Source organism: Winogradskyella sp. PC D3.3 (genome assembly GCF_054366245.1).
The window spans coordinates 3572366-3584692 of sequence record NZ_CM135962.1; the positions used below are offsets into that span (position 1 = coordinate 3572366).

Annotated in this window: 12 protein-coding genes; 5 read left to right on the forward strand and 7 right to left on the reverse strand. The window is 34.5% G+C overall.

The features are described from left to right. Position 1: 1 nt before the first annotated feature. From ACXGSQ_RS15820 to mnmE, 3 genes are all read right to left on the reverse strand, one after another. Entirely contained in the window at positions 2-121 is a 120-nt protein-coding gene (locus ACXGSQ_RS15820) for a hypothetical protein (protein WP_458627116.1), read from the reverse strand. A 38-nt stretch (positions 122-159) separates the two neighbouring features. Continuing rightward, positions 160-453 carry a hypothetical protein gene (locus ACXGSQ_RS15825; protein ID WP_458627117.1) on the reverse strand — a complete coding sequence of 98 codons (294 nt, stop codon included), beginning with the start codon at positions 451-453 and terminating at the stop codon, positions 160-162. A 119-nt stretch (positions 454-572) separates the two neighbouring features. Further along, positions 573-1979, reverse strand: coding sequence for a tRNA uridine-5-carboxymethylaminomethyl(34) synthesis GTPase MnmE (gene mnmE, locus ACXGSQ_RS15830; RefSeq protein ID WP_458627118.1), 1407 nt, complete (start codon positions 1977-1979; stop codon positions 573-575). A 165-nt stretch (positions 1980-2144) separates the two neighbouring features. Here mnmE and ACXGSQ_RS15835 point away from each other — a divergent pair, with 165 nt between their 5' ends. After that, positions 2145-3296: a redoxin domain-containing protein gene (locus tag ACXGSQ_RS15835; RefSeq protein WP_458627119.1), complete on the forward strand. Its 1152-nt coding sequence runs from the start codon at positions 2145-2147 to the stop codon at positions 3294-3296. Positions 3297-3380: 84 nt separating this feature from the next. Here ACXGSQ_RS15835 and ACXGSQ_RS15840 read toward each other — a convergent pair whose 3' ends face one another. Further along, positions 3381-5183, reverse strand: coding sequence for a hypothetical protein (locus ACXGSQ_RS15840; protein WP_458627120.1), 1803 nt, complete (start codon positions 5181-5183; stop codon positions 3381-3383). Between the two features lie 132 nt (positions 5184-5315). Further along, entirely contained in the window at positions 5316-5975 is a 660-nt protein-coding gene (locus ACXGSQ_RS15845) for a rhomboid family intramembrane serine protease (protein WP_458627121.1), read from the reverse strand. 61 nt (positions 5976-6036) lie between these two features. Here ACXGSQ_RS15845 and ACXGSQ_RS15850 point away from each other — a divergent pair, with 61 nt between their 5' ends. After that, on the forward strand, positions 6037-6927 hold the full coding sequence (locus ACXGSQ_RS15850; protein ID WP_458627122.1) for a lysophospholipid acyltransferase family protein: 891 nt from the start codon (positions 6037-6039) through the stop codon (positions 6925-6927). 36 nt (positions 6928-6963) lie between these two features. On the opposite strand, the gene ACXGSQ_RS15855 is transcribed toward ACXGSQ_RS15850, so the two are convergent. Both ACXGSQ_RS15855 and glmM read right to left on the reverse strand, forming a co-directional pair. Then, entirely contained in the window at positions 6964-8469 is a 1506-nt protein-coding gene (locus ACXGSQ_RS15855) for an aminotransferase class V-fold PLP-dependent enzyme (protein ID WP_458627123.1), read from the reverse strand. Positions 8470-8571: 102 nt separating this feature from the next. Continuing rightward, complete coding sequence (gene glmM, locus ACXGSQ_RS15860; RefSeq protein ID WP_458627124.1) at positions 8572-9960, reverse strand: phosphoglucosamine mutase; 1389 nt, start codon at positions 9958-9960, stop codon at positions 8572-8574. Between the two features lie 80 nt (positions 9961-10040). On the opposite strand from glmM, the gene ACXGSQ_RS15865 reads away from it, so the two are divergent. From ACXGSQ_RS15865 to ACXGSQ_RS15875, 3 genes are all read left to right on the forward strand, one after another. Then, positions 10041-10646: an acyl carrier protein phosphodiesterase gene (locus ACXGSQ_RS15865; RefSeq protein ID WP_458627125.1), complete on the forward strand. Its 606-nt coding sequence runs from the start codon at positions 10041-10043 to the stop codon at positions 10644-10646. 161 nt (positions 10647-10807) lie between these two features. Next, the gene (locus ACXGSQ_RS15870; RefSeq protein ID WP_458627126.1) at positions 10808-11173 is read left to right on the forward strand and encodes a hypothetical protein; all 366 of its coding nucleotides are present in this window, start codon (positions 10808-10810) and stop codon (positions 11171-11173) included. 154 nt (positions 11174-11327) lie between these two features. Next, a complete protein-coding gene (locus ACXGSQ_RS15875; RefSeq protein WP_458627127.1) occupies positions 11328-12059 on the forward strand; it encodes a hypothetical protein in 732 nt (243 codons plus the stop codon). The last annotated feature ends 268 nt before the right edge of the window (positions 12060-12327 follow it).

Sequence of the window (12327 nt, forward strand, 5' to 3'; positions counted from 1 at the left end):
GCTAATTAAAAAGGTTTTCAATTTGCCATCTAGCCACAATACGTTTTCTACCAAAAGGAACTGCCTTTAAGCGCCCTTGTTGTATCATTCTTTGAATAGTCCATCTACTTACACCAATCAATTGTGAAGCTTCTGTTACACTTAAAAAATCTTTATTGTTTACTGCATTTGGATTGGAAACTTAAACAGCTTCTTTTTGTTGCTGCATATCTTCAGTAAGGGTAGCTTGAATTTTTTCTTTACGCTTACGTGCTTATAAGCTTTTTTAGCACAAGTATCACCACAGTATTTAGTTACTGTTGTACGTGCTGTAAAGGCATTACCGCAATGCTTACAAGTTTTAGGAATGAATAAATTACTGCTCATAAATGGTGCTTTATGTAGCGTAATGGTGCAACGTGGTGCGTTATGGTGCATCATTTCGCCTATATCTTCACCAACAGATTTGGGCAACAAATCCGTATTTAAAGCAACAGATATACAACAAATTTAGTCAAAAAAGAGCAAATAAAAGAAGATAAAATATTACAAAGCAAACAATAACAAGGGATTAACATACAAAAGAAAGCAAGTTACTTTCCGATACAGAAGTTTGCAAAAATATTACCCAATAAATCATCATTAGTAATCTCACCTGTAATCTCACCAAAGTGATACAAGGCCTGACGAATATCAATAGCTAACAAGTCACCAGACAAGCCGGTCTCTAAACCGTCTTTCACCTTCTGAACCTCTTCAAAAGCCTTCAATAAAGCATCGTAATGACGCGAATTCGTTACAATCGTTTCATTATTACGCAACGCTCCCGTATTAATTAAATCGAGTAGTTTATTGGTAAGTTGCTCCACACCAAAACCAGTCTTTGCCGAAATAGGAATAACCTCAGTAGCATTAGAATCTAAAGCCGTTCTAATAGTGGCCAATTCAGCATCTGTAATCTGGTCAATTTTATTCACAATAACCAATAACTGCTTTTGTGGAAACTTATTTTTCACCTTTTCAATCTCAATGGTAATGGTGGTAATCGCATCCTTATCCACCGCCAACTGCGGACTACTCACCAAAAACATCACCACTTGAGCCTGCTCTATCTTTTCAAAGGTTTTCTTTATTCCAATGCTTTCAACAACATCTTCAGTCTCACGAATACCTGCCGTATCTATAAACCGAAAACCAATACCTCCAATAGAGATTTCATCCTCAATTGTATCTCTTGTGGTACCTGCGATTTCAGAAACAATCGCACGGTCTTCATTTAATAAAGCATTCAATAGAGTCGACTTTCCAACATTAGGTTCCCCAACAATCGCGACAGGAATACCATTCTTAATCACATTACCTACAGCAAAAGAATCAATCAAACGTTTCAATACAAAATTAATACGTTCTATTAAGGCCTTAAACTGAGTTCTGTCTGCAAACTCTACATCTTCTTCAGCAAAGTCCAATTCCAATTCTATTAACGAAGCGAAATTCAAAAGCTCTTCACGAAGCTTAGCAATTTCAGAAGAAAAACCACCACGCATCTGCTGCATCGCAATCTGATGCGACGCCTCATTATCACTAGAAATTAAATCGGCAACAGCTTCCGCCTGACTCAAATCGAGTTTACCATTTAAAAAAGCACGCAAGGTAAATTCACCAGCCGTAGCCATCCTGCAACCTTCGCGTAAAAACAACTGAATAATTTCTTGTTGAATATAAGATGACCCATGACACGATATCTCTACCACATTCTCACCCGTATAAGAATTAGGGTTCTTAAACACAGACACCAAAACCTCATCAATAGTACGCTGTGCGTCTATAATATGGCCTAAATGAATGGTATGGGTCGCCTGTTGGTTTAAATCCTTATTAGAAACAGATTTAAAACATTTTGAAGCAATGTTTATGGCGTCCTGTCCAGATAATCGTATAACTGCAATGGCACCACTACCTGAGGGGGTTGCTAAAGCTACAATGGTATCGTTATGCATATTCTAAGTCTTTGTTACAAAAGTATTGTAAATTATGGGATTCTTTAAACATTAAGCCCAGCAACTTTTATTTACTAATTAACCTTACATTAGAATTTTAAACCTTTGTTTTTATATTTGTAGTTCTTTAAATTAATTCAAATTATTTAGATATAGAACATAGTTATGAAAAACGTATTCATTTACACAATTATTGGGCTTTTATGCTTTGGATGTAAAACCGAAGAAAAGCGAACGGACTTCATTATTAATGGTAATGCAAAAGGCGTATATAATGGTATAAGGGCCTATCTAAAAGTAAAAGAGGGAGGTCGAGACAAAGTCATTGACACCGCTATTGTTGTTGACGAAAAGTTTTATTTCACCGGTACTGTACCTTCTCCTACAAGTTCTTTAATTTCTATAAATTCTGTGAATGGGAACTTAAAATTCATGCTCGAAAATAGCATCATTGATGTTTCCATCAACAAAGCCAACATCTTAGAATCTACAGTTTCGGGTTCTAAATCCCAAAAAGACTTTGACATCTATAATAAAGAGATGACAAAACTAACTGAAGAAGCGGCTAATTTAAAACGTCAGTTGCGAAATAACACCCCACAATTTACACTAGCAAAAAGAGATTCTGTTTCTAAACTATTTACACAAGCACAAAGAAAACAACAAGAATATCCTCTTAAATATATAAACTCTAATACGAACAGCTATTATAGTTTGGTATTAATTGATGAACAAACCAACAAAAAAAACAGGAATATTGAAGACTACATTAAAGCTTTTGAAAACCTTAATTCAGAATTAAAGTCTTCACCTAAAGGAGTCGCGCTTAAAGTAAAATTAGATCAAGCACTAATTGAATATGAAAAAAAATCTAGAGTTGAAATTGGAAAAATAGCTCCTAACTTTGAAGCACCTACACCTGATGGTAAAATGGTAAGCCTAAATGAGAGCAAAGGAAAAGTAACCATTATAGATTTCTGGGCAGCTTGGTGTGGACCATGCCGAAGAGAAAACCCTAATGTGGTTAAGATTTATGAAAAGTACCACGACCAAGGACTAGAAATCATTGGAGTATCCTTAGATGGTACACGCACACAAAAAGACCCAAAACAAGCATGGTTAAACGCTATTGAAACAGATAAATTAACATGGACACAGGTATCTAATTTAAAATATTTTCAAGATCCTATAGCACAACTTTATAATATAAGATCTATCCCAGCTGTCTTTATTCTTGATGCTGAAGGAAAAATTGCAGCTAAAAACCTTAGAGGAATTGCCTTAGAACGTAAAGTTCAAGAGCTATTAAATAGATAGGACTTTAAACCATATGAAAAAGCCTTTACAATACTGTAAAGGCTTTTTTTATAGACTAACATCCCATTTTGAGATAAGTTAACACTACTGTAACTCTGGTATCAAAACCTCCTCCAAGGCAGCTTTATAATACTGAAGAGCCTTTTGAATGCCTTTAGCTTCAATCTGTACAGAACTTACAAATAGTTGTTCATAATAAGCAATCCCATTAAACAAGTTGCTTTTAAACGTATTCCATTTTTTAATTTGCTTCGCTGTAAGACCTTCTGATTGCGTATTAATCTCATTTTTCAAATAATCAATATACATTTTCAATTCTTTCACAAACATATGAGGACGATTAGGATTTGAAAGTACAGACTCCTTCCCATTAATATGTTTCATCATGTCATAAAGCGAAACTTCTTTATCAAAATAGGCCATATTAGGACCTGGACAAATCACAACACCTTGCTCCTGCCCTTTTATTTTAATACCATTTTCTAAATAGGACGCATTAGCCAAACCAACACACAAACAAGCCTTTTCTGTGATTTTAGCTTTGGCATTGTGGTACATCTCGCTAGTCAAACTGTCCTTTTTAGATTCTAATTCTTGCAACTTAATGTCTTGATATTTTTTTGAAGCCGTACAAGTTCCTTCTGGACCAAACTCTTTACTCAAAGCTAAATATTTCTTAGGGCAAGAGCTTCCCGCTTTATTGTTATCAATGCGTTTTTGTTTAAAGAACTCATTCGTTGTTCCTTTTAGCGTATTAAAAGGCACTCCTAAAGGTGAAATATCACTTAAGTACAAATCTTGTTCTTTAGCTTTGGCTAACAAATCTCGTGTATGCGAATCTACAGAAGTCGCTTCAGGGACTAATAAAAAAGGGCTACCCCAACCTACTGAATCCACTTGGTAATACTCTAATAAAAAAGCGTGCTCCTCAGCAGTACCGACACCGCCTTGAACGGTAATTTTTAAATCTAAGGGCTGCTCCGGAATCGCTAACGCTTTCTGTTCTAAGCCTTTTACAAAAACAGCATGGGTCTCGTCTATTAAGTCTTGCTTTTTAGTTTTAAACTCTTCTAAAATAGGCCCTAATAAAAACCCTTCGGTTGCAAAAGCATGACCGCCACAATTCAATCCCGATTCAATTCGATATTCAGAAACCCATAGTCCTTTTTTAGCTAAAAACTTCCCTTGAATAACGGCCGAACGGTAATCACTAACCTTTAAAATAATTTTCTTTTTTAATTGCCCCTTAGCATTAGGAAAAAAGTCTTCAAACGTCTCAAAATAACTGTACAATCTAGGATTCATTCCTGCAGAAAGCACAACAGAAGAACTTAATTTACTCTTTGCAAATCCACGCAATGCCGCATGAGCATCATTGTATTCTACTGAGAGCTGTTCCTTTTTATCAAAATTATCTTTATCCACTTTTGTCATGATGTTGACATCAATCTCCCCCGGATTGAGATGGGTATCCAAATAACGTTTTATTTGATTCTTTATTAAAACTCCTTCGTCCATTAAATTTGAAAGCCCTTCTTTAATGGAAGAAGTATGTGGTAAAATAGCCATAAACTGTTCTAAAGCCATTTTACTCTCTGCTAGTTCCGTTTTAAATTTTGAGAATTTTTTCTTAACAATCGTATCAGCTAAATTTAAATACGCAGTCACACGCTCTGCTCTATAATCTTGAGCCTTTTTGGTGATTTCTTTATAGGGTAAGTCAAATTGTTTACTGTAAAATGCAGTCATTTTTTCTAAAAGCTCATCATCAATAATAGAGACAACAGATGAAATGCCATATTGAGCCACTCGAATAGGACTGTCAATGGTATAAGCTAATCCCATAACAGGAATGTGAAAACTATGCGGTGATTTTGTTAAAGCCATCTTATAATTTTTATAAATTAAATAAGCTACAAATATGACTTTAGCTATTTTATAAAAAGATGACATATGTCATACCTTTTTAGCCGCTATTAACTTACCATAGAAGCTAAATTGGACCTTAAGAAAGATCGTTTATTTCAATTTCCCTGTCTTATGCAATACAAACAAGATGATAATAGGTATCGCTAATAAGCCCACATACCCTAAGTTACTTTGAAACAAACTTGGCATCAATATCAACGTAACCACATAACCACCAATAGCACCACCAAAATGAGCATCGTGACCAATATTACCTACCTTATTTTTCATACCATAAATAGAATACAAAAGATAACCTATACCGAAGACATAACCAGGAATAGGAATCGGTATAAAGTACATATACAAACTCATATCGGGTTGAAGGAGTATCGCAGAATACAAAATTCCGGTTACAGCTCCACTAGCTCCAATGGCACTATACCAATACTCATCCTTATGAAAATAAAGCGAGAGTAAATTTCCAAAAATTAAACTCGCAAAATAAATAATAATAAAATGAAATGACCCCAACACCATAATAACAGCATCGGCAAAGAAAAACAGCGTAAACATATTAAACAACAAATGCGTTACGTCTGCATGTAAGAATCCAGAACTCAACATTCTAATCTGTTCGCCGCGTTTTATACTACCAACATTAAACTTATATTTTTCAAAAAAAACACGATCATCAAATCCTTTAAAAGACATGATAACGTTAGCTGCAATAATCACAATAGTAACGATGCTAATACCTAAATTGTCCATAAACTCTAATCCTATAATTCAAATATAATATATATTTGCACTTCAATACTAATATACATTAATGCAACGTATAGCTTATATTTTAATCTATCCAATTCTTTGGTTAATTTCAATGTTACCTTTTAGATTACTTTATGCCTTTTCTGATGTGATTTACATTTTTATGTATAGGATTTTTGGTTACAGAAAGGTCGTAGTAAAAGAAAATTTAAGATTGGTCTTCCCTAATAAGTCTGAAAAAGAAATATCTAAAATTACTAGGCAATTTTACCACCACTTTTGCGACATGATGGTAGAAGCCATTAAATCCTTAACGATTACAGAAGCACAAATAAATAAACGCTTCAAATTCACTAACCTTGAACTTATTAATGATTTAGAAAAAAAACAACGAAGTATTATTTTAATGTGTGCACATTATGGAAGTTGGGAATGGATTTTCATTTTACAAAAACATATTAAGCATAAGGGCTATGCCGTCTATAAACGTTTAGCTAACAAGCATTTTGACAAACTCATTAAACGAATTAGAGCTAAGTACAATTCTCATTTAATTACCACCAAAGAAACCTATGGTGTCCTCCTTGAAAGTAAGAAAAAAGGTGAGCTAACCATCAATGGATTTGTTTCCGATCAATCGCCTAAAGCACATAAGGCTTTTCATTGGAATGAATTTATGGGGATAAAAGTACCGATGTATACAGGTGCTGAAATGCTAGCTAAAAAATTAGATATGGCAGTGGTTTTTTTTAGCGTGAAACGCATCAAACGAGGTTATTACGAAACAACCTTTACCACCATTACCGAAACTCCTAGAGCATACAAGGATTACGAAATAACAGACTTGTTTTTTAAAATGGTAGAAAAACAAATCTTAGAAGCTCCGCAATATTACCTTTGGACGCACAAACGTTGGAAACATAGAGATAAAGTACCTACTGAATTCCAATAAGCAAAAACGCTGTCTTAAGACAAGTCTAAACCGAATTCAAGCTAAATCAAACCATGCGTCTACATTAGTAGTAGAATGCGACGTATCAACTAAAGACTTATGTATAAACTCATTATTACATTTTGAGTATTCATAATCATTAGCCCATATTTTATGTTCTTTAGCTAATTCAATAATACTATCGCATACATATTCAATTTCGGCATTGGTAGTCGTAGGATGAATAGACATACGAATCCACCCTGGTTTACGGACTAAATCTCCGATAGAAATTTCATTAGTTAATTCATGCGACATTTGCTGATCTACATGCAGTAAAAAGTGACCATAAGTACCTGCACAACTACAACCACCACGCGTTTGAATACCATATTTATCATTTAAAATTTTCACGGCAAGATTAAAATGTAAATCGTCAATATAGAATGAAATCACTCCAAGTCTATCCTTATGTTGACCTGCAAGAATATTTATATTTGATATCGTCTCAAGCTTATCAAAAATGATAGTCACTAATTCGTGCTCACGCTTCAAAATATTAGCAACCCCCATTTGCTCTTTTAAGCGAATTGAAAGTGCTGTTTTTATGGTCTGAAGAAACCCTGGCGTTCCACCGTCTTCTCGATCTTCAATATTATCAATATACTTGTGCTCTCCCCAAGGATTAGTCCAACTTACAGTACCTCCTCCCGGACAGTCAGGCACCATATTTTTATATAACTTCTTATTAAAAACCAAAACACCTGAGGTTCCTGGTCCACCTAAAAATTTATGAGGTGAAAAGAAAATAGCATCTAATTGCGCGTCTTCATCTTTAGGATGCATATCCATATCTACATAAGGTGCAGAACAAGCAAAATCCACAAAACAAACACCACCATGTTTGTGCATTAATTTAGCAACATCATGATGCGGAATCTGAATACCTGTAACATTAGAACCGCCTACTACAGAAGCAATTTTTATGGTACAATCTTTATATTTATGTAATAAGGTTTCTAAATTCTTTAAGCAAAATAAACCATCGTCATCTGGCGGAACAACTTCAACTTTAGCCATCGTTTCTAACCAGGTCGTTTGGTTAGAATGATGTTCCATATGCGAAACAAAAACAACAGGGCGCATTTCCTCTGGAATAGAAGTAAATTCCTTTAAATTCTCAGGAACTTTTAAACCTAAAATACGCTGAAACTTATTAATAACCCCTGTCATACCATTTCCTGAGCAGATTAAAATATCATCATCATTAGCATTAACGTGATCCTTAATAATACGCTTGGCTTTATGATACGCTTTGGTCATTGCTGTACCAGAAACTGTAGTCTCCGTATGTGTATTGGCTACAAAAGGCCCAAACTCATTACTTATTTTCTCTTCTATAGGCCGGTATAAACGTCCCGAAGCCGTCCAATCGGTATAGATGATTTTTTGTTCACCATAAGGGGATTCAAAGCGTTGATCCTGACCAATGATATGTTGTCTAAATTGATTAAAATAGGCTTCCAATTCAGTTACCTCTGTAGAATTCGTTTCTAAAATCATCCTTCTGTCATTTTACAAATTTAAGACGATGACTATCAACACATGTCTTAATATACTTTTATTTACTTGAAACTCTAAGCTATTTACAGCTTTTTAATACTTCTAAATATTAGCAATCGCTTTTATTTCAGCAATAAATCGATCAGCTAAAGTGTCTGCTGCCTCTTGTGATGGTGCCTCTGTATAAATTCTAATAATTGGTTCTGTATTACTCTTACGTAAATGCACCCAACTATCAGCGAAATCAATTTTGACACCATCAATAGTCGTTAATTTTTCATGGCTATAATTAGATTCGATAGCATTTAAAATGCCATCAACATCCAATCCGGGAGTTAACTCTATTTTCTTCTTACTCATAAAATAGTTTGGGTAAGACGCCCTAAGCTCACTAACTTTCATTTGTTTTTCGGCCAATAAGCTTAAAAATAAAGCAACACCAACCAAAGCATCACGTCCGTAATGCGATTCCGGATAAATAACACCTCCATTTCCTTCACCTCCAATAACCGCCTTGTTTTTCTTCATTAAAGCAACAACGTTCACTTCACCTACAGCACTAGCTTCATATGTCCCACCATGCTTTTCAGTAACATCGCGCAAGGCACGCGTAGAACTCATATTACTTACGGTATTTCCTGGCGTTTTACTTAGCACGTAATCAGCGCAAGCAACCAAGGTATATTCTTCACCAAACATCTCTCCGGTTTCATCCATAAACGCCAAACGATCGACATCTGGATCTACTACAATTCCGAAATCTGCATGTTCTTTTACCACCGCTTTGGCTAAATCCCCTAAGTGTTCTTTTAAAGGTTCTGGATTATGTGGAAAATGCCCTGTTGGATCACAATATAATTTTACCGGCTCAACACCTAAGCGCTCTAATAATAAAGGGATAGCAATACCTCCTGTAGAATTTACACCATCTACAACCACTTTAAAATTGGCTTCTTTTATGGCTTTTACATTAACAAGGTCTAAGTCTAAAACCTCATCGATGTGGATATCAATATACGCATCGTTAATCGTTATTTTTCCTAAATCATCAACCTCAGCAAAATTCATGGTATTAGAATCTGCTATTTCTAATATTTTCTGCCCTTCTGCTCCATTCAAAAACTCACCTTTAGCATTTAAAAGCTTTAAGGCATTCCATTGTTTTGGATTATGACTTGCCGTTAATATAATACCTCCATCGGCATGCTCTAAGGGTACTGCTATTTCAACCGTAGGAGTTGTAGACAAGCCTAAATCAATAACATGTATTCCAAGACCGACTAAAGTATTCATTACCAAATTCTGAATCATTTCTCCAGAAATACGAGCATCACGTCCAACAACTACGATATAATTCTCTTTTTGGCGCTGCTGCTTCAACCAAGTTCCATAAGCTGCTGCAAATTTAACCGCATCTATTGGGGTTAGGTTTTCGTCTACTGGCCCACCAATAGTTCCTCTAATTCCTGATATTGATTTTATTAAAGTCATGCCTCTATCTATTTTTAGCAAATATAAATAGATATACCGTTTTTAACTATTTTGTGATTATGAATTTGTAAATTCGATGCATGAATTTTCTCGCTCATATTTATCTTTCAGGAAACAACGAACAGATTGCTATAGGTAACTTTGTAGGTGATGGTGTTAGAGGTAATAAATACAAAATATACCCTAAGGACCTTCAGATTGGTATTCAATTACATCGTAATATCGACACATTTACAGATGCACATCCGCTTTTTAGACAATGCACCAAACGCTTACATAAAGGATATGGTCATTACAGCGGAGTGATTGTAGATATCTTTTTCGATCATTTTTTAGCAAAAAATTGGAAAACGTATTCCGACATCCCTCTAGATATTTACATCTCCAATTTTTATAAAACGCTTATCAAAAACATAGATATTCTACCTCCGCGTTTTAAAAGAATAACTCCGATAATGATAGAAGGTAATTGGCTACTAAGCTATGCTACAATTGAAGGAATTCAAATTGTTTTAAACGGCATGAATCAAAGAACCAAAGGACAATCTAAAATGAACGAAGCCACCAAAGAATTAAAAGAATACTACGAGGCTTTTGAGGCCGATTTTACCTTGTTTTTTGAAGATCTTAGAGCTTTCAGTATTACAAAACGAATTGAGATAGAGAAACAGTTTGAAAATTTTTAAATTTTAATTGATGTTTAAGACTTTAGCCTAAAGAAAACCGCCATAAATTTAAGTTGTGTAATAGGTTTTTAACATCTTTTTTAATATTCTACAAACGGTAAATTGTATATTTATACTCACCGAATTTCATAACAAAACTTACGTATCAAAACCATCTAAACATGAAACAATTTATTGTTACACTAGCCTTTTGCTACTCACTATTCTCCTTTTCGCAAGGGACACAACTATTAAGACAACCCACTTTGCATGGTAATGATGTGGTATTTGTCTATGCCAACGACTTATGGAAAGCTTCTGCTAATGGAGGAACTGCCATTAGATTAACCAGCGATGATGGTTATGAATCTAGTCCACATTTTTCTAATGACGGAACACAAATTGCCTTTACAGCACAATACGATGGATTAGAACGTGCTATTGAAGAAGCCATGAAATTACTTAAAAATAATGAGTTTCAACTAAAACCAGAACCAAAAGCACCTATACGTTGGAAACGGCCTAAAGGCTATAAGTCTGATAATTAAAAATTATAGTTTCATCATTTTTCATCACAATTCCGACAACAATCAGAATTGTGATGATTATTCTTTTTGGAGCTCAGCTGTGATTTAACTGATTTGATTAGAATGAAGCAAACGTATTTATACTAAATTTGCACAACAAACAATTCAACAACTCGTGGCCAAGCAATCAAAATTAAAAAAAACACTAAAAATCATAGGAGGAGTCATTGTATTCTTCACGTTACCATCATTACTACTCTTTGGGTTTATCTATTTTAAATACAATGAAGATCTACCTAAAGGACAGCTAGGTATAGAAGCCGATCAATTGGCAACAAAAATGTTAAAAGCTTTAAATGAAGACGCATATCTTAATACGGATTATTTAGAATGGACGTTTAAAGACAGACATAAATACAAATGGTATAAGTCTAAAAACACTTGTGAAGTCTCATGGAGTCATTTTACCGTTATTTTAGATCTAAAGAACCGAAACAACTCTAAAGTCTTTGTCGCACAACAAGAATATAACGGAGTAGAAAAACAAGATTATATAGACAAAGCAGAAGGCTATTTTAATAATGATTCCTTCTGGTTAGTTGCACCTTATAAAGTTTTAGATAACGGAACAGAACGACGCATCGTAAAAACAGACAACGGTAAAGAAGCACTTTTAGTAACCTATACTTCTGGAGGCTCTACTCCTGGAGATTCTTACTTATGGCACTTAGATGACAGTTACAAACCAAAAAGTTTTCAAATGTGGGTAGATATTCTTCCTATTGAAGGTATAGAGGCTACTTGGGAAAACTGGACCACTACAGAAAGTGGAGCTCTGCTACCAACCTTTCATAAGTTTTTGTTTTTGGGTATTGAGATTACGGATGTTAAGGGCTTGAAACTTTAATTTTGTTTCACGCAAAGTTGCTAAGTTGTAAAAAATTACGACCAAATTACCCAACAAAATAAAAATTCAACACCTAAATTCCGATAGCATCGAAACTAACGATTTTCAGAAATAATGAGCACTAATTAGTGTTATAAAAACAAATCAAGGATTAGCACAATCACGTTAATTAAGTTCTATCCTATTAATAATAGCAGGGAATGGTGCTTTAACAAAAATAATCGCATTTTATAACTTCCGATTTAATAAAATAACAAAATTGAAACTC

Excerpts from the sequence above, each read along its gene's own strand:
- ACXGSQ_RS15840 (WP_458627120.1), bottom strand. The coding sequence starts at position 5,183 with ATGGCTTTAACAAAATCACCGCATAGTTTTCACATTCCTGTTATGGGA.
- ACXGSQ_RS15835 (WP_458627119.1), top strand. The coding sequence starts at position 2,145 with ATGAAAAACGTATTCATTTACACAATTATTGGGCTTTTATGCTTTGGA.
- mnmE (WP_458627118.1), bottom strand. The coding sequence starts at position 1,979 with ATGCATAACGATACCATTGTAGCTTTAGCAACCCCCTCAGGTAGTGGT.
- ACXGSQ_RS15855 (WP_458627123.1), bottom strand. The coding sequence starts at position 8,469 with ATGATTTTAGAAACGAATTCTACAGAGGTAACTGAATTGGAAGCCTAT.
- ACXGSQ_RS15845 (WP_458627121.1), bottom strand. The coding sequence starts at position 5,975 with ATGGACAATTTAGGTATTAGCATCGTTACTATTGTGATTATTGCAGCT.
- glmM (WP_458627124.1), bottom strand. The coding sequence starts at position 9,960 with ATGACTTTAATAAAATCAATATCAGGAATTAGAGGAACTATTGGTGGG.
- ACXGSQ_RS15850 (WP_458627122.1), top strand. The coding sequence starts at position 6,037 with ATGCAACGTATAGCTTATATTTTAATCTATCCAATTCTTTGGTTAATT.
- ACXGSQ_RS15870 (WP_458627126.1), top strand. The coding sequence starts at position 10,808 with ATGAAACAATTTATTGTTACACTAGCCTTTTGCTACTCACTATTCTCC.
- ACXGSQ_RS15865 (WP_458627125.1), top strand. The coding sequence starts at position 10,041 with ATGAATTTTCTCGCTCATATTTATCTTTCAGGAAACAACGAACAGATT.